Below are 17,755 nucleotides of genomic sequence, written 5' to 3' on the forward strand. Positions count from 1 at the left end.
CGGCATGGCGGGGGGGGGGCAGGGAAGGGGTTTCGGGGTAGGGGCGGTAGTTGTTGATACCAATCACCAGGGCATAGGTTTCGACTTTGGGCATGGGCTGGGCCAAACCAACCCAACACCCCACACCCAGCCCTACAAGCCAGGAGATTGGCTGGCTCCAACAGCGCCGCATTCAAAACGCTCCCCGCATAAGCCACCACCCTCCCTTCGCTAAAGTTAGACAGAGATGAAAGCAGGCTAAGCGATGCGGGAGACGGTGTTAACCCGGCAGCAAGGATGGGTTTGTAGTATATCACGGTATAAACCCTTTTTCATTTGCTTTTTTGTTGTCCTGAAGGGCACAACTCGTAGTGCAATTGGCCCAAGCCTCTACTAGATGTTGCGTTTCCGAGTGATGAAAGCCCTGTGTCGCTTGATTGGAGATTCCTGAATCCGTATGGGTGGGTGCAGGGTGAATAAGCCAGTACTAGCAAAACCCTCCCGGCGGCGGATCCTTTCACCCTATGCCCGCAAAGCCCTCTGGCGCACCGGACTGGTAGTGCTGGTGATGGTGGCCTCGTCTTACATTCTGAGCCACAACCTGCTGGGGCCTTTTGGCGCTTTCATCAAGGGGCCGCAAGGAGCCTCCCTGGATCGTCTGACCATCGTGGTGCATCGCTGGGGTTCGCCGGTTCCAATCAGGGATTTTCCGCTGGTGGTGCTGGTGGAACTACAGCAGAGCAGCATCGAGCATCTCAGCTCGAACAGTTATGTGTTCAACCGGGGCCAGCTAGCCCGCATCACCCAGAAAATCCTGGCCTACCAGCCCAAAGGCATCTTCCTCGACCTCGATCTGCGCTATTCCAGCAACGAAGGAAGTGGGCTGTCGGCAGGCGACCGGCAGTTGCTGGAGGTTCTGGAGCGCCTCGAGGCGCCGGTGCTGGTACCCGACAACGAGGTGTTGGGTCAGCCGCTGGGCCGCCTTAATGCCAACCTCCACGCAGTGCAAGCCCAGGTGCTCTACGACCGCGATGGGCAGACCCGCCAGATACCCCGGCCCCTTCCGGGGCAGCCGGTAGCGGCCTCGCTGGGGCTGTACTGCCTGGGGTTAGGAATAGATTTGCGCGAGGGTAGCCGCTGCCAACAGGTCGTGGCAACCGGAAACCCCCAGGCCGATGGCAAGCGAATTGTCTACCGCGAAATCCGGCGCTATGGAGCCGGTATCGAAGGCCCGCAATTGTGGCCCAATCTGGTGGTGATGGGGGGGTTGGAATTCTTGAACGATGGGCTGGTGCAGTCGGAAGCAACCCAGGGGGCATTGTTTCTGGTGGGTCGCACCTACCCCAAAGCCGACGACGTTCACTTCGCGGCCATCGGACCAGTGCAGGGCATTGACATTCATCTCAACGCCCTCCTGACCCTGGCCACCTACCGCAATTTTTCCGAAACCCTGGGCTGGGGGCCGGTGTTGCTGGTAGTACCACTGGTGGTTTTTCTGGCCCTCTGGCTTACTTATTCCATCACCGAGGGCTGGCTGAAGGCCAGCCGCTTCCAGGGTTTTGTGCAGACCCTGATCGAGACCGCCGTTGCGGCCTGGTTCTTGTTTTTGGCCGGGGTGGCGATTTTGCAGTATTCCGGTCATTTTCTGGACTACCTCTACCCGATTGTGGCTTTTCAGATGGGAGCCTTGCTCTTGAAGCTGTTTGCGGGAGGGAAGAAAAATGAAAGCAAAACCAGCGATAGAGGTCAGGAAGTGGCCGATAAGCTCAAGGAAATCGTGGAGGGAACCGGGGGGGATCGGTAGGGCTCTGGTTGCACTGGCTTTCCTCGGATGGGGTTCGCTGGGGCTGGCCGAACCCGCCCAGCTGGAACTGAGTGGTAGGGTCTGGCTCGAGCGGGCCGACCAGAGCCTGCAAACCTACAACCGCAGGGGTGGACCAGCCCTGGCTTTGAACCTGGAGGCCGGAGACCGCTTGTGCGTCACCGAGGGCACGGGGCGGCTGGTGTACGGGGTCAAGGCGTTTGTGCTGGAAGCCAGGGGGGTGGCTTGCTTTGAGGTGGCCAGACCCAGGTCACTCTGGCAAAACCTGGTAGCCAGTTGCCAGGACATCGGGGTGTGCAAAAAACAAGCCGAAGTGGCTTTCATCAAAGAAGCCAAGAGCCGAGGCCCGGAGGGCCACACTCCGGTGCTGTACCTGCCCACCAGCTATGGTCTGGGCACCCTGACCCTGACCGTTGCCAGCGGACAGACTCTGCGCCTGTTGGACGGAGCCAGCGAGCTGCAAAAAGTAGAGGCGCCAGGAGATGGGGTTTTTACCATTGCTGCCGACGTGCTCCGGAAGACAAGGCGTGTTGAGGTACTCCGCCGCTCTGGGCTGGTGGTGTATGCGGCCCCGGTGCGCTGGGTGAACGTTGCCAGCGAGGTCGCGGCCAGTAGCCCCCTCGAGGCCGCACTGGCCCTCTGGCTCACCGGAAACATCGGCTACGCCCCAGCCGCCTACAGCTATCTGCTTGCTGCCGGAGATGACGAGCTGGCCCGCATCCTGGAAGCACAGATCCGCCAGGAGTTCCGGGGTGCCTTCCGCTAATACTCAGGTCGGCCTTCAAGAATACCGCCGATCGCAGGTCAAAGGATGAACCCACCGCAGGAGACTTAACCCTGGACTTTTGACCCTCGTTGGTTCAACGGAAGTGCAAGGTTCAAATAGCCTTGTTACCTGCCGGCCAGGGTGGTTTTCAAGTGGGTTGCATTCCTATCGCGATTTTCGCTTTTTTGCTGCTGCACCCATCGGCCATGCACAGCTTTTGTCCAGCGAACGGTCTCCTGCTTTCTGAAAACCTCCTGCAGGTTTCGCGAAGGGGGTACACCTTCTACGGCAGCCGCCCTGGATTTGAACTCGAGTCAAATAGTTACACAGTCTCCAGGTAGTTTTGTTAGTCTACCTGGTATGGACTTGGCGCTCAGCATTGTGTTTATTCTCGGCGGCTTCGTACTGTTGTTTTTCGGAGGCGAAGCCCTGGTCAAAAACTCGGTGGTGCTGGCCCGCAGTTGGGGTGTCAGCACCGTCGTGGTGGGTCTGACGGTGGTAGCTTTCGGCACCAGTAGCCCCGAGCTGGCTGCCAGTTTGGCGGCAGCCCTGGCTGGAAGCCCAGCGATCGCCATGGGAAACGTGGTGGGTTCCAACCTGTTCAACATCCTGGTCATCCTGGGTCTTACCGCCGTGATCTTTCCCATAACGGTTCAGGCCCAGTTCATCAAGCGAGAAGTTCCCATCATGATCGGAGTAGTCTTGCTATTGTTTCCACTCTTGTATTTTGGCAGTGTTGTTAACCGCCTCGAGGGTCTGGTTCTGGTAGCACTGCTTGGGTTCTACATTTTGTTTCTCTATCGTGTGGGACCCAGTGAATCTCCCGAAGTGCAAGGCGAGTTTGAGCACGAATATGGAACCCGGCCCAAAGCTGGCTGGCGCACCTACCTCGGCCTGGCGGTGGGGCTGGTTCTACTGGTGGTGGGAGCCCGGTTGCTGGTGATGGGTGCCGTGGATCTGGCCAGAGGCTTTGGCGTATCCGAACTGGTAATTGGGCTGACCATCGTCGCTGCGGGCACCAGCCTGCCGGAAGTTGCGGCCTCCGTTGTGGCTGCCTTGCGGCGCGAGCCGGGCATCGCGCTGGGCAACATCGTGGGCTCCAATATTTTCAACATCCTGGCCATCCTGGGAATTACGGCCCTGGTGCAACCAATTGGACTGCCCTGGGAAGCCATCCAGCGCGATATGTGGGTGATGCTGGTTGTTAGCGTGTTGCTGTGGCCCTTCCTGGTAACGGGCAACCGGCTGGGACGCCGGGAAGGGGGTTTATTTTTGGGGCTGTATGTGGCTTACGTGGCGTTCCTGATCACGAGCAGTATTTAGCGGAATGGCCCAGGCCCAGTGGCTGGTTTTGCAGTGTCGGCAACAACCGCGCCAGACTGCTCTGCCCTCGACCATTGTCCTGGTCAGAGCAACCGCCCGATGGTCGCAAGGTATCTCCACCTCCACCCCTTGCTCGTAGACGACCTCGTAGAGATCCCGAATTCGCTCGAGCTCCTCACACACCCTGCAATAGGTATGCCAGACCCTTCCCCTCGCTACACGAGGCTCTAGCCGAACCACGCGGGTCTCCCAGGCCAGGGGCCGTGCTATTTGCTTGGCGTATGCAACCGCTTTAAGAGCATTCATGTGGGGATTCCTGGGGCTAAAGTATAGCTCGAGGGTTGGCTCCTGCTACGAGGGTTCTCGAGAATACCCCGCAGAACAACCTTCTTCTGCTCATCGTACCCATCCAAACCGTCCGAACAGCGTCGTACTGCCAGACCACTGTCACGGCATATAGCCAACCTTCGCTATGCGTCACACCCGAGGGCGATGAGCCCGCTGGCGGTCTCTTGAAATTTGGCTGAGTGGGTGCAGATTTCTCCTATACCGCTATGGGATGCTACGGTTCCAGCTCTTCATCTGAGCGCTATTAACGCCACGATCGCCCGCTCGAGGGCCAGGCGCATGTCCCTGCCGGTTTTAGCGGATTCGTCGGCTTCTATCAGAATCTCCAGCGCTTTCTGGACGGCCTCGCCCGACATTTTTTTGGCTAGCAGCAGGGTCTGTTTGGCGGCATACGGGTGCATCCCCAGGGCGCTGGCGGCCATCCCCTCCCCCATCATGGGGTCGTCTTGCAGCAAGGCCCAGGCTCTCGCGACCCGTACATACTGCCATGAAAGTGCTCCCAGTATCCGCAAGGGGTCTTCGCCCCGCTCGAGCAGCTCGCGGGCATATTTGAAAGCCTGGGTAGGTTTGCCTTCGGTGGTCGAACGCACCAGGTCAAAACCGGAGATGGGTGTATCGAGGGCTGCCAGCGCCTGAACTTTCTCGAGGGTCAGGGGCTGGGGGGCGAGGGTGAGTTTTTTTAGTTCCTGGTCGAGGGCTTCCAGTCCCATAGCGGGGTTTTCGGTGCTGCCTTTGCCCCCCACCAGACCCGCCAGATACGAAGCAATCGCGCCTGGCAGCTTCAGGTTGTGGTGGCGTGCACGGTTGATGACCCAGCTGGTCATCTCCCTGGGGCCCGGGGTGGGATAGTCGCGCTTCTGGGCTTTGTCGGCGTACCATTTACTGCGTGCGGCTGTGGGGCGGGGGTCGAGCAGCAACACCACCGCGTCCGGGGAGATGCTTTCCAACCCTTCCTTGAGGGGCTTCCACTCGGCCTCGAGCAGGTCGCGCAGATCCACCAGAGCCCCGCCGGGGCCAAAGAGCCCCCCGCTGGCTTCCTGGGCCACCAGGGCAGGCTCGGGGGGCATCAGGCGAGGGGGCAGGCCCTGCAAGCGGGCTTCTTGCAGCAGTGCTTCTCGGGCTAGAAAGCTGTCTCCGGTAAAGACCTGGATCATCTGCTTGGGGCAGGATACCAGATAGAGCCTGCCCGGGTGCTCTTCAGCTAAACCGTGGGCTCGAGCTCCGTCGAATCCGGCGCTGGCTCGGCTTTTGCGGGGGGCAGTTGGCCTGCTTGCACAGGCTTATGGCCGTGCTTCCTGAACTTATTGGCTTCGGGCTTGACCCCCTGGCTGCTGGCGTACTCCCACCAGAGTTGTAAGAGCTGGGGCTCGAGGTCGGTCACAACCCCCTGCAATCGGGTCAGTTCGTTGCGGGATATTCCATTGTTGACCACCGGGTTAACCGGCCCCAGGGTGAACTTGGCCCAGGCTTCGCCGTCGCGGGTTACAAAGATGTGGGGTTTTTCCTGGGCGCTGCCCGACTTGATATAGAAGCGAAAGCCACCCCGGCGCATAAGCGTCAGCATGGCCTCAGTGTATCAATTCCCAGGCCGTATGCTGGTGTTTTTAGAGGCTGGTCGAGGTAGCAGACTGGCCCACCTTCAGGCTCCGCCCCATCGTATAGATTGAGGCTGGTGGAGAACCGGCTGCGGTTGTTGATGGTTCTGACCCTCCTGGGCAGCTTTGCGCTGTTTAGCTGGCGCGGCCTGGGCGAGGCTTTCCGGGAGCGCGGACGCTACACCGATGCGCTGGGGCTGGTTCCCGCAGCCACCACCCCGCTAAGCTTTGTCGTACCTTCGCTAAGTGAACTTGCGGTGCGCTATAACCTCGAGCCCAGCCGGGCCTCCTGCACCCTCTGCCACCTGGGCAAAGAGACCTCCGGGGTCTTCAACCCCTTTGGCCGCGACTATCAGGACAAGATCCAGCACCTCCTCGATGAGGTTGTATCGAGCGACAGCCCCGAAACCAGAAGCATTTTTCAGCTCAACCCCAGGCAGATTCGCCACGCAGTCGCTCAGGCCACCTTGGACGGGCTGGACTCCGATGGCGACGGGTATGATAACGACCTCGAGCTGTTGTTTGGATTTTTGCCTGGGGATGCCCAGTCCAGACCCAGTCTGAGCGTGGAAACGATGCAGAAGTACCGTACTCAGTTGCGCCAGGTTGCAGAGGAAGGACGGCTGGAAACCTTGCTGCGCATGGGGGTACAGGTCAGGAATGATGACCTCAAGTTTTGGGGCTTCACCGGAGACCAGACCCCTACCGTACGACTGGAACGGCTGGCCCTCTACAGAGCTGCCCTCAGCCAGTATTAGGTGCCCCCACGATAGAAATTCCGGGGATGGTTTTACGCGGTGCGCTTCTGGGTTTGCGTCGGCGCGGCTCTGTGGCCAGGCCTCTACAGGTAGAGCAAATTCCTGGCGTGGAGATGCTTTGTCCCCCCCCAAAAAAATATCGGGGGCATGGTCAATCTGGTAAGCGCTGGCTCTAGTCTGCTGCCTGAGGTTCGGGTGTGCGGGTTTTCTCGCTGCGCAGGAAGAACAGGATCCCCAGCACGAAGAGAATGCTGGGCATCCACAGGTTGGGAAAGGGATAAAACAGCCCCAGAGCCAGCAGGCCCAGCACCCAGGTCTCCCAGCGTTTCAGTTTGCGGCGGGCATAGCCCACCGTGGAGGCGGAGAGCAAGACGATGGCCGCGGCTGTAAATATGAAGCGCTCGATGATAATTAGCCAGCCCTCCCAGCCAGGCATGTTCTGCAGAATGGGCAAGATCAGTAGCCCGGTGCCCGTAAAGGTCAGCAGGAAGAAGAAGCCAAAAATGTACTTGGGCAAAGCCACCTTGGCGGCGTAGACCCCGGTCATAATGGGGTCGGTTCGGAAGACCGAGGCCGAAGCATAGGCCGAAAGGCCCACCGGCGGGGTGACATCCATCACCACCGCGTAATAGAAGAGGAACATATGGGTGGCCAGGGTGGCTGCCATCATGGCCTGTTCAGGCGAGAGTCCGTAGGCCAGGTAGTTGTCCGAGGCCAGCATGATGATGGCCGGTGCAGTGAGTGAGGCCGCCATCACATAGGTGGCAGTAGGGGGCAGCCCCAGGCCCAGAACCAGGCTGAAAAAGGCGGCAAACAGCGTAGCTACCAGCAGACTCTCCCCCGAAACCTGCCCCACAAAAATGGTGAACTTGGCGGGCAGGCCCGAGATTACCATCATTCCGAAGATTAAGTTGGCCGCCACTACTGCCGTACCGATGGGAATTAGCTGGCGAAAACCATTCGCCAGACCAAGGGCCAGCGGCTCCATAGCCCCACGGAAACTACCGTTGGCCACGGAAGGATAGATGAAGGTTCCCAGCATAAAACCCATAAAGGCCAGGGTGAGGGGAGCGACCGGGATGTGGCCCACCTCCCAGCCCAGGAAAAAGGGAATGGTAAGGCCAGCAAACCCCAGACCGATGCCGAGTGGGAGGCCCAGCCGGTAGGCAGGGCTACGCATAACCCGGTCTAGCGGCTCGGGGCGCAAGGTAGGGTCGAGGAAGCAGACCAGAACAAAAGACAGGGTGGCCAGGTAGACGGCTGTCGAGACCGAAGTTCCCAGAAACAACAGGGTAATGATCAAAACAATAGGAATAAAAATGGTGCTGTAACGCAGTGCATAACTGCGTCGCAGCGACTCGTCGCCCACTGGCTGAAGTTTGGCTTTGCGCGAGTAAAACTCGTTGAAGGTGAGCACCGAGAGCAGGTACAAGAGCATTGGGCCGATAGACATAACGACCACCCACAGATAGCTAATCTGCAGGATTTCCACCATGATGAAAGCGATGCTGCCCAACACGGGGGGGGTGATCAGGGCAATGCTGCCAGCGGTAGCAACCAGACCGGCTCCTACCAGCTTGTCGTAGTTGGCCTTTTCGTAGAGCGGCTTGGTCAGGGTGGCCACAAACTGGGTATCGGCGGCTGCCGAACCACTGAACATCCCCATAAATACCGCGGCCAGGCCCGTAACCCGTCCCGGGGTCTGGGGTGATCGGCCTACCAGGGCCATGGCGATATTGGCAATGACCCGGCCCAGACCCAGTGCGCCAATCAGGCCCGACAGAATAGTAAAGTAAACCAGGTATTCGGCCGATACCCCCGTAATCATGCCGTATATGCCGGCTTCGGCCTCATTGTAAATCTTACCCAGAACCAGATCTATGCTGTTCTCCACCCCCCGGAAAAGCCCGGGGACATAGTGGCCGTGCAGGTTATAGGCCAGAAAAATCATCACCAGCGCCGGCATGACCGCACCCAGCAGACGGGCGACCAGTCCCAGCACCAGCATGATCAGGCTGAAGGACATTACCATATCCCAACCCGAGGGCATCACCGCACGGAATATAAGCTCTTCAAAGAAGACGACCTGATAGACTACCGGGGCAAGGGCAAACAGGGCCGCGAAAATATCGGTGAAGCGCTGAATGCCCGGTAACAGCAGTGGCAGGATGGCCAGGGCAAAGGCCAGGGTGGCCATGAGTTTGCCAATCAGCGGAATTTCTACACCGGGAGCATTGAAAGTCCAGAAGATATAGAGGAAAGGAAACGAGAGCAGGGCAAACACCCAGGTGCCAAAAGTGCGCTTGGCTGGGGGAATCTGGGCAGTGATCAGATAGCCCGCGAACATCAGCAAGAAAACGTGAACCGCACGCTCGAGCTGCACCATGTCCAGGATACCGATCCTGAAATCGGCCAGCGGCGTGAAAGGATGCACCACCACATACAGGCTATACAGCGCAGCCACAAACAGCACAACCCAGGTGATACGCCCCAGCAGACTGGTTTTTTTGGGTGTATCTTGAATTTCTTCCACTAAGCCTCCTGTAGCAAGGGCAGCAGCGACATCCGACTCCCGCGAGGAACTGGGGTGACCTGGATCCGGCCACCCCAGTAAAGTTCAGGCATATTGGGCGAAATGGTCAGCAATGAAGGCGTGCCCTAGCGGATGGCCCCAGTCTCGCGCAGGTAGCGCAATGCCCCAGGGTGGAACGGGACTAAAAACCTCTGGTTTACCAGGTTGACCGTGTTCTGGATGGTGGTATCGCGGGCAGCAGCAGTAGCCGCGGTCAGGGTTGGTAGGTTTGCAAAAACCGCACGCATGATTGCAGCGGCCAGGTCGTCGGGCATCGAGGCCGGGCAGAGGAAGACATTGCCGGTGTAGAGAACAAAGTGATTTTCCCTGGTTCCATAGATTTCACGCCGCAAGTTACCCGTGGAGACGATACCCGGGAACTCTTGCATCAGAAGTTGTGCCGTAGGACCCGTACGGGGGACGTCTACCAGGCGGATCCGGTCGCCCCGGCGGGTCAGGCCCTGGGCAGCTTCCACCACGCTAGAGGTTGGTACGCCGCCTACCCAGAAGTAGGCATCAATTCTTCCTTCAACCAGTGCGCGGGCCGACTCAGCAGCTCCCAGCCGCTCCTGTGTACGCAGCTCGCGCACATCCACACCCGCGCCTCGCATGACCATCAGGGCCAGGTTTTCGGTCGAAGAACCCGGTACCCCCGTAGAGACCCGCCGGCCCCGCAGGTCGCTGACAAAGCGAATGCCAGAACCCTCGCTGGTGACAATGTGAATCAGGCTGGGGTACATATAAAACAGGATGCGCTGCATATCGGCGCGGCGCTCGGCAAAGCGACGCTCCTGACCCGTGAAGGAGAGCTTTACTGCGTCAATGGTAGACAGGGCACAGAAGTAGGTGTTGGCGGCAGGGTTGGTGCGATCCCGCAGCAGCAAGAGGTTGTCGTAGGAGCCGCCCGTCTGCTGGGCGGTGGCATCGGCCACTCCGGCCTCGGTGAGAACTTTAGCCAGGGCCTGACCATAAAAGAAAAACACCCCGCCCACTCCACCGGTAGGAATGACCACCCTGGCCCGCTCCTGGGCCAGCGCACTGCCCATTACCACCAGCATGAACACCATTACAAGTTTCCTAAGCTTCATCGTAGAAATCCTCCTGATGACCGGACTGAACTATGAACAAAACCACCCGAGTCATCGGTTTGGCGTGACGGGGCTTAGAGTTACACTTCCGGCTGTGGACAGACTACATATTACATGTAACTATGTCAAGGGACAGACTTCGTAGCCAGGAGCAGTACGGTGTGAGCGCCTCCAGGAAACCCCAGGCCAAGCTGCAGTCCGAGCGACTTGTAGACAAGGTGCACGGTCTTTTACACCGGGATATTCTGAGCGGCAAGCTCCTGCCGGGTCAGCCGCTAAGCGTCCCGGAGATTTCCCGTCAGCTGGGGGTCTCGCGCAGTCCGGTACGCGAAGCTGTGCTGCAACTGGTAGCCGACGGCCTGGCCTGGGAGGAGGCCCGCAAAGGGGCGGTCGTAGCCCAGTTTGGCCTCGAGGATGCGCTGCAACTTCTCGAGGCTCGAGAGGTACTGGAGCTAGCCTCGGTGCGCCTGGGCGCAGTCCGCGCCACCAGCGCCGACTTTGCTGCACTGAAACAGGTTTTACACTCCCAGCAGCTGAGCATCCAGAAAGCCAACTTCAGGGGCTATTTAGCCTCCGATCTAGAATTCCACAAACTGCTGGGCAGCCTGAGCCACAACCCTGCTTTAGGGCGTATGGTGGGTCTGTTGAAAGACCAGTCGCTCCTGGCCCAGGACTCGGTCAGTCGCAGTCTGGTTCAACTGGAGCTGGGTTTTAAGGAGCACCTGGCGGTCTTTGAGGCTCTCGAATTGCGCAACTCCGAAGAGGCTGCCGGGGCCCTGTTGAAACACTTCAAGCGCATCCGGGAGAGCCTGGAAAACTGGCTTGCCCTTCCGCGCCATTCTTGAACTGACCCGCCGGTCAGTTTAGGGGTATGATGGGATTTGTGCTGGCGCTGGCCCTATTACGTGACCCCCAATACCGAACCTACTGGATCGCACTGTTTCTCTCCCAGATGGGCACCTGGATGCAGGCTGCGACCCAGGGCTGGCTGGTGCTGGAACTTACCGGCAGCGCTGAACGGCTGGGCCTGGTGGTTGCCCTACAGTTTCTGCCTTCGCTGCTGTTCTCAATTCCGGCGGGGGTGCTTTCGGATCGCTACAGCCGGCGGAACCTGCTTTTCATCACCCAGGGCGGCATGGCGGTACTGGCTTTTGGCATGTTCGCCCTGATCGTGACCGGACTGGTGCGCTACGAATACGTGCTGGTGTTTGCTTTCCTGTATGGCATGTTCAACGCAGTGGACTTACCCGTGCGGCAAGCCTTCACGGTGGAGCTGGCCGGTAAGGACCGCTATCCAGGAGCCATCGCCATAAACTCTTTTGGCTTCAACACCTCGAGGCTGATCGGGCCAGCCCTGGCCGGACTGCTGATTGCGGGCTTTGGTCTCTCCTGGAGCTACCTGGCCAATGCCCTTTCCTTCATTCCGTTAATTGCGGTCTTGTTGTTTACCCCTGGCGCCCGTATCGAACCCAGACGCGGTGGGGTCGTGGAAGATGCCCTCGAGGGGTTGCGCTTTGTCTGGGGGCACCCGCTGGTGCGCCAGGTGGTGGTGCTGTTGGGCCTGACCAGCCTGCTGGGCATGAATTTCCAGACCATCGTGCCTTCTTATGCCCGGCTCGAGCTGGGGCTCGATGCCCAGGGCTTTGGGCTGCTGATGTCAGCGGTAGGACTGGGCTCAATTGTAGCCGCGCTGGTGCAGACCCTGGCTTCCAGGGCCCATCCCGTGCGGGCCGTATTTGGCAGCATGATTCTGGGCTGCGCCCTGATTACCCTGGCCCTGCCCCTGCCCACCCTCTGGGTGGCGGTGGTGCTGGGAATCGCTGGACTGGGCATGATTACCACCATGCTCAATGCCAACACCACCGTACAGCTAATCGCTCCCGACCGGATCCGGGGCCGGGTGATGTCGGTGTACTCGATGGTCTTGCTGGGCTCAGGGCCCATGGGAGCCTATCTTTCGGGCTTTTTGATGGATGCCCTGGGCGCACGCTGGGGGGTGGCCGTGATGGGCTTGCTGACCCTCACGGCAGCACTGGTACTGATTCGCTTTCCCTGGCCCAGGGTGCTGGCTCCAACCCCGGCCCCCAAAGTCGAGCCGCCCGTTCCAACTCCCCAGGTCGCCTCCGACTGAGCCGCTAGCATAGGCCCAAAACGCTACGCTGCTTCCGTCATCTCCACGCTTTCGCATCCGCTCGAGTATTCTGAGGTCGGTGGAGATTCTGCCTGCCCTCGAGGCCCGCTATCAGATGCACCTGACCCCCCTGGTAGATGGGGCCGATGCCCGCACCTTCGCAGGCGATGGGCTGGTTTTCAAGGTGTACTCTCCCGAAACCCCCTCCTGGCAGCCCGGCGGCATCTATGCTGCCCGCCTGGAAGCCTTGAACATGACCAAGGCTGGACTGGGGGAATGGGTGGTAGAGGCTTTCCCGCTGAACCACCACGGCATTCTCGTTATCAAACGGTATCCCGGCTCCAACTTCGTGCCCGAGCGATTTACCAACCAGGCGCTGGACTGCCTGGCCCAGTTTTTCGTCCAGCTGCACACTATCCGCGAACCCGGCGTGGTGAGCCAGGCCCGCCTGCAAGACCGCCTCAGCCAGTTTGGCGGAACCCTGCACGACCTCCCCCAAGCCCAGCAGCTGGTGGGCTGGCTGTGGCAGCAGGTGGAAGAAGTCGCCGGAACCCCCCAGGCTTTCTGCCACCGCGATCCCCACGCAGGCAACATCCTGCTCAAAAATCCCGGTGCGGCGGCAAGCGCTGCCGAAGCCCGCACCCTCCCCGAAGCACTGGTAGTGGACTGGGTGCGCGCCCAGCCCGACGACCCCGCCCGCGACCTGGCCATCCTGACCACCGGAACGCTGGTCTTGCTGGGTGAAGAAAAAGCCACCAGGGCGCTGCAAGCCATCGTTCGCCGCTACCCCCAGCCCGAGTCCCTCTGGCCCCGCTTGCGCTTCTGGGTTCCCCTCACCTACCTCCACGATATGCACTGGTTCCGAACCAAAGAACCCCCAGGTTTCGAGGCCGCTGTGGCCGACAAGATGCCCAAAGCTCTACGGTTTTATCTGGACTTTAGCCCTGAGTTGACCTGATGTATCCGCTTTAGGCCAACGGCGGGCTACCCTGCGTACGATCCCACGCGATGTCTGGTTTGGGCAGGGTTTCCCGGCATACGCCGGTTCTCTGGTTTGCATTTGCCCCCTTCCCTGGAGCAGTGTTACGATTCAACCAGCATGAAAGTGACTGTGGTAGATCACCCCCTGATTCAACATAAGCTGGCCATTATTCGTGACAAACATACCGGCAACAAAGAGTTCCGCGAACTCATGGAAGAAGTAACCATGCTCATGGCCTACGAAGCCATGCGCGACCTCGAGCTCGCCCCCGTGTCTGTAGAAACCCCGCTCCTCACCACTACCGCCCAGATGCTCTCTGGCAAAAAACTGGCTCTGGTGGCCATTCTGCGGGCCGGGCTGATCATGGTGGATGGCATCCTCGAGCTGGTGCCCGCCGCCAAGGTGGGCCATATTGGGCTCTACCGCGATCCCCAGACCCTCAACCCGGTGGAGTATTACTGCAAACTCCCTGCCGATATCGCCGAGCGCAGGGTCTTCCTCACCGACCCCATGCTGGCCACCGCAGGCAGCGCCATCCATGCTATCTCGATTCTGAAGGCCAAAGGAGCCCACCACATCAAACTGATGAGCATCATAGCCGCCCCGGAGGGCATAAAGCGGGTGCAAAAAGTCCACCCCGATGTGGAAATTGTGGTAGCTGCCGTGGACAGCCACCTCAACGACCACGGCTATATCGTGCCTGGCCTGGGCGATGCCGGAGACCGGATTTACGGAACAAAGTAGGCTCGGCGCTCACCGTTTGAGGACTGCTGCCCGGCCCGGAGGCCTCGCCCTGACACTTCTACGCGGACTCAATCGAATACTCATACCAGATTCGGTCTAACCCGACCGAAGGGAGATGCTTTTTTCGCCTGTATTACTGGAGGGCGCTTGACCAAAGCCCCATAAATCCGCCTTTGCACAGACCGTCCGGTACACCTCGAAACCCCTGACGACCTCTACGGGTAAACCCAGCTTTGCGAACCCTATGTCTGGGGTTATTTGGACAACGTTTTTGACTGGTTCTTTGCCCATAAGAGCAACTTTATCCTAGAAATCCCGTCTGGCGCAGAACAAAGTGGTCAATTCGTCCACACCAATGTGCTTTAACTCCAAAAAGATAGCATCGGGCTGTAAGCATGGTAGGCAAAAACTTGGATAAAACCGGATCCTCCGGGGTTGGAGGTATATTGGCGTCTGGAAGCCGGTCTTTTTCAGGCGCCTTTGCTCCTGCCCCGCTACTCTAACCAACCTGCACAATTCCTCACCCATCCGCTATAAGCTAAAGCGGTTCAGGGTATGGGTGAGTTCCTCAAATCTATCGGCATCGCCAACCCCGCTGGTTCGGGCTGGCTGATTGTGGTTTTCACGTTTGTAGTGGCCTGGGCTGTAACCTGGCGGTTTATTCCCAGGGTGCGGCAATTTGCTCTCCAGGTGGGCTGGGCCGATCAGCCGAGTGCCCGTCGCTTGAATAAGGAGCCGCTACCCAATGCGGGAGGGCTGGCCATTTTTGCTGGCGTGGTTGCAGCCCTGGTTGTGGCCACAGCCCTGCGTCCTATTCTGATTCAGGAAGTGCAGGTGCAGGTGCTGGCGATTTTGTTGGGTGGGGCCATTCTGGTGCTGGTGGGTTTTGTGGATGATCAGTTTAGTCTACCGCCGTTGTTCCGGCTCCTGGTGCAGTTTTTGTGTGCTTTGCTACTGGTGGCGGTGGGAATTCGCTTCGATGCGGCGTTCGGGACGGCCCTCGATCCATTCTGGGGTACGGTGCTGACCATATTCTGGGTGATGGGCATCACCAATGCGGTGAACCTTATGGACGGGGTTGACGGCCTGGCAGGGGGTATTTCCTACATCACAGCCATGAGCCTGCTGGCTGTTTCGGCGCAAAACCCGCAATGGGCTGCGGCTACGCTGGTGCTTTCAGCGCTGGCTGGGGCCGCACTGGGTTTTTTGCGGCATAATTTTTTCCCCTCCAAGATCATCATGGGCGATGCTGGAGCCTATTTTTTTGGCTATGTGCTGGCCGCTACTGCGCTGCTGGGCAGCCTTAAGGTCACGACGGTTTTTTCCTTGGTTCCTACGGCCCTGTTTTTGCTGCTGCCCATTCTGGACACCTCGCAGGTCTTTATCCGCCGCATTCTCAAGCGACAGAATCCCATGTCCACCCCTGGCAAAGACCACATTCATCACCGTCTTCTGGCCAGGGGCTTCTCCCAACGCCGCACCACCGCCACCTTGTGGATCATCACCCTGGCTTTGAGCTTGGTGGCGATGTGGGTTCAAGGGGTCAGTTTTACGGTACTGCTATTGACCGCAATCGGCACCGCCTCTTTGCTGGGTTTTACCGTCTGGCGCAAGATGCGAGCGGTCTGGAAAGAGACCACACAGCAAGCCGAGGCCCCCGGCTAACTCGAGGCCGACGTATAACTCCGGAGTGCAAAGCGCCAGAAAACCCTGGAGAACAGCAGTAAGCCCAACGCAATCAGGAAGGCGAGGCCCAGGCTTTGCTCGGTCAGGCGGCCCAGCGCGGCTTCGGCGGGCACGGTGGTCAGGAAGGCCACCGGAACCACAAAAGTGAAGATGAAGCGATAAGCTGCTGGGAAAGCCTGCATGGGAAAGCGCCCCGCCTCGAGCAAGGCCCGCAACACCTCGGTAGCGTTGGCGACCTTGACAAACCAGATACTGCTGGTACCGATGATGAACCACAGGCTATAGAGCATCACAAAGGCTATCGCCAGCAGCCCGAAACCCACCAGATAGTCGGAGATGCCCAGCTCCAGGCGATTCCCGGCAAAAAACCAGATCCCCAGCCCGATTACAAAATCGGTCAGGCCCCAGGGGGAGAGGGTGCGAAAAGAAAGCCAGAACTGGCTATCCATGGGCTTGAGCAGGACAAAATCGAGGGTCCCTTTCTGCACCTGCTCGACCACCCGGTTGAGGTTCGGCGAAAGCAGGGTAAAAGCAAAACCATCCAGCATCAAAAAGGCGGCCAGCACCAACAAGGCTTCCTCGTACTTCCACCCACCGGGCTGATACCCCCCCTGGTAGAGTAGCGAAATTCCGAAAATGCTCCCGGCTGCCCCGCCCAGCGCCGCGAGTGCCGCAACCAGAAAATTACCCCGGTACTCGAGCTCTGCCGCCAGGGCCGTCCCCCAGAAGTGTCGCAGCATTCGAAGATAACGCACCTGCTTAGTGTAGCAAGCGATCCGGGGATCGTAGCGATCAGCCCACCGCTACCGGCTAAGACCCACTCCCCTTCACCCCCTGAACGGCCCTCCACGCCACACCACCGGCCCGATGATTTTTACCGGGTCGTCCCGGTGACGCACCACCGGGGGTACGCTATGGCGGGCCGGATAAAACACGATGTGCTCGCCTTCTTCCTGGTAGCGCTTAATGAGCATCATGTCGTTGAGGCCATCCCAGGCCACCACCACATCGCCGGCTTTCGGCATTCGCCCGGTGTCCACCGCCACCCGGTCACCCGGTGCGATGCTCTGGCCCATCGCCCGCACGCTCTCCGAAACCATGCAGTCGCCATTGACGGCATAGACCCGCACGTTTTCGGGCCGCACACCCAGAGCTTTAAGGTCTTCCAGCGGGATCGAAACCAGGCCCTCGCTGGTCTGGGTGTTTTTGAGGCCCGCCGAGGCGGTGGCCTGGACGGGAAAAGTGGCGAAGCGCAGATCGGCTTCTAAGCGCCTTACCCCCAGGAGGGCTCCGCCTTCTACAAAACCCAATTCCAGTCCCGTAGCCTGAGCAAACTGGGGCCCGCTCCAGCCCAGCACCCCCAGCAATGCCCGCAGTTTGGCAGCCCCCAGATCCAGGGTGGGGTGAATCAGGCCGCGCTCGAGGCGACTGACCTCGGTCTGGTTGAGCAACCCAGACTCCTGCGCCACCTGGGTTTGCGACTTGCCCAAGCGCTGGCGCTGCTGGCGAATGGCGGTGGCCCAGTCCGGGGTGTTCATTGGGGGTTCCTCTTCAAGATCATAAGTCATTTTGATTAAGGTACAACGTTTCTAGGCATATTGACTGAACAGGGTTTCTCCTGTAACATATTCCAATACTATATTATGTTGTAAACATATCCACTCCGTCCTCTTCCTACCCAGCCTGGATGAATCATGGAACCGAACCCACAGAACACCACCGATCTGCTCTCCAGACTCGAGCCCTGGCAACTTTTTGTGGTGGTGGGTGTCTTCACCGGTACAGGTGCTCTGCTCAGGGTGCTGTTAAAGAGCGTGCGGGGCAGGTTCTGGAAGCAGGCCCTGCACGTACTCAGCAGCGCCTTCTGGGGCACCCTGGCGGCCATCCTGGTCTCGGACTGGCTCCCCCTCTCCCCCAAGAGCCTCCTGGTGCTCGCCACCCACCTGGGCTGGCCACGTTTC

At 59.3% G+C, this 17,755-nt stretch carries 16 protein-coding genes; 10 read left to right on the forward strand and 6 right to left on the reverse strand.

Features of this window, described 5'->3' with window-relative positions; genetic code table 11:
* The first annotated feature begins 451 nt into the window (after positions 1-451).
* The 3 genes from Q0288_RS08900 (at position 452) to Q0288_RS08910 (ending at position 3,890) form a co-directional block, all read left to right on the forward strand.
* The gene (locus tag Q0288_RS08900) at positions 452-1,783 is read left to right on the forward strand and encodes a CHASE2 domain-containing protein (RefSeq protein ID WP_299429561.1); all 1,332 of its coding nucleotides are present in this window, start codon (positions 452-454) and stop codon (positions 1,781-1,783) included.
* Positions 1,701-2,567, forward strand: coding sequence for a hypothetical protein (locus Q0288_RS08905; RefSeq protein ID WP_299429563.1), 867 nt, complete (start codon positions 1,701-1,703; stop codon positions 2,565-2,567). The genes Q0288_RS08900 and Q0288_RS08905 overlap by 83 nt, the downstream gene beginning before the upstream one ends.
* A gap of 360 nt (positions 2,568-2,927) precedes the next feature.
* The gene (locus Q0288_RS08910) at positions 2,928-3,890 is read left to right on the forward strand and encodes a calcium/sodium antiporter (protein ID WP_299429565.1); all 963 of its coding nucleotides are present in this window, start codon (positions 2,928-2,930) and stop codon (positions 3,888-3,890) included.
* A gap of 578 nt (positions 3,891-4,468) precedes the next feature.
* On the opposite strand, the gene holA is transcribed toward Q0288_RS08910, so the two are convergent.
* Positions 4,469-5,392 (reverse strand): DNA polymerase III subunit delta, encoded by a 924-nt coding sequence (gene holA / locus Q0288_RS08915; protein WP_299429567.1) that lies wholly within the window; start codon positions 5,390-5,392, stop codon positions 4,469-4,471.
* 47 nt (positions 5,393-5,439) lie between these two features.
* Positions 5,440-5,802, reverse strand: coding sequence for a DUF4160 domain-containing protein (locus Q0288_RS08920; RefSeq protein ID WP_299429569.1), 363 nt, complete (start codon positions 5,800-5,802; stop codon positions 5,440-5,442).
* A 108-nt stretch (positions 5,803-5,910) separates the two neighbouring features.
* Between Q0288_RS08920 and Q0288_RS08925 the strand changes: the two genes are divergently transcribed.
* Positions 5,911-6,591 carry a hypothetical protein gene (locus Q0288_RS08925; protein WP_299429571.1) on the forward strand — a complete coding sequence of 227 codons (681 nt, stop codon included), beginning with the start codon at positions 5,911-5,913 and terminating at the stop codon, positions 6,589-6,591.
* A gap of 172 nt (positions 6,592-6,763) precedes the next feature.
* Here Q0288_RS08925 and Q0288_RS08930 read toward each other — a convergent pair whose 3' ends face one another.
* Both Q0288_RS08930 and Q0288_RS08935 read right to left on the reverse strand, forming a co-directional pair.
* Positions 6,764-9,124, reverse strand: coding sequence for a TRAP transporter fused permease subunit (locus tag Q0288_RS08930; RefSeq protein WP_299429573.1), 2,361 nt, complete (start codon positions 9,122-9,124; stop codon positions 6,764-6,766).
* A gap of 125 nt (positions 9,125-9,249) precedes the next feature.
* Complete coding sequence (locus tag Q0288_RS08935) at positions 9,250-10,251, reverse strand: TAXI family TRAP transporter solute-binding subunit (protein WP_299429575.1); 1,002 nt, start codon at positions 10,249-10,251, stop codon at positions 9,250-9,252.
* A gap of 122 nt (positions 10,252-10,373) precedes the next feature.
* Between Q0288_RS08935 and Q0288_RS08940 the strand changes: the two genes are divergently transcribed.
* The 5 genes from Q0288_RS08940 to Q0288_RS08960 all read left to right on the forward strand — a co-directional run bounded on the left by Q0288_RS08940 (position 10,374) and on the right by Q0288_RS08960 (position 15,773).
* On the forward strand, positions 10,374-11,096 hold the full coding sequence (locus tag Q0288_RS08940) for a GntR family transcriptional regulator (RefSeq protein WP_299429577.1): 723 nt from the start codon (positions 10,374-10,376) through the stop codon (positions 11,094-11,096).
* A 38-nt stretch (positions 11,097-11,134) separates the two neighbouring features.
* Positions 11,135-12,382, forward strand: a complete 1,248-nt coding sequence (locus Q0288_RS08945; RefSeq protein WP_299429590.1) for an MFS transporter — start codon at positions 11,135-11,137, stop codon at positions 12,380-12,382.
* A gap of 79 nt (positions 12,383-12,461) precedes the next feature.
* A complete protein-coding gene (locus Q0288_RS08950) occupies positions 12,462-13,340 on the forward strand; it encodes an aminoglycoside phosphotransferase family protein (protein ID WP_299429579.1) in 879 nt (292 codons plus the stop codon).
* Between the two features lie 141 nt (positions 13,341-13,481).
* Complete coding sequence (gene upp / locus Q0288_RS08955; RefSeq protein ID WP_299429581.1) at positions 13,482-14,108, forward strand: uracil phosphoribosyltransferase; 627 nt, start codon at positions 13,482-13,484, stop codon at positions 14,106-14,108.
* Between the two features lie 555 nt (positions 14,109-14,663).
* The gene (locus Q0288_RS08960; protein WP_299429583.1) at positions 14,664-15,773 is read left to right on the forward strand and encodes an MraY family glycosyltransferase; all 1,110 of its coding nucleotides are present in this window, start codon (positions 14,664-14,666) and stop codon (positions 15,771-15,773) included.
* Here Q0288_RS08960 and Q0288_RS08965 read toward each other — a convergent pair.
* Positions 15,770-16,549 (reverse strand): ABC-2 family transporter protein, encoded by a 780-nt coding sequence (locus Q0288_RS08965; protein ID WP_299429584.1) that lies wholly within the window; start codon positions 16,547-16,549, stop codon positions 15,770-15,772. The two genes, Q0288_RS08960 and Q0288_RS08965, sit on opposite strands and share 4 nt — an antisense overlap.
* Positions 16,550-16,621: 72 nt before the next feature.
* Positions 16,622-17,362 (reverse strand): S24 family peptidase, encoded by a 741-nt coding sequence (locus Q0288_RS08970; RefSeq protein ID WP_299429586.1) that lies wholly within the window; start codon positions 17,360-17,362, stop codon positions 16,622-16,624.
* A 126-nt stretch (positions 17,363-17,488) separates the two neighbouring features.
* On the opposite strand from Q0288_RS08970, the gene Q0288_RS08975 reads away from it, so the two are divergent.
* The coding region (locus tag Q0288_RS08975) for a hypothetical protein (RefSeq protein ID WP_299429588.1) at positions 17,489-17,755 on the forward strand (267 nt) is incomplete at its 3' end.

It is taken from the genome of uncultured Meiothermus sp. (assembly GCF_937863175.1).
Lineage (GTDB): Bacteria > Deinococcota > Deinococci > Deinococcales > Thermaceae > Meiothermus.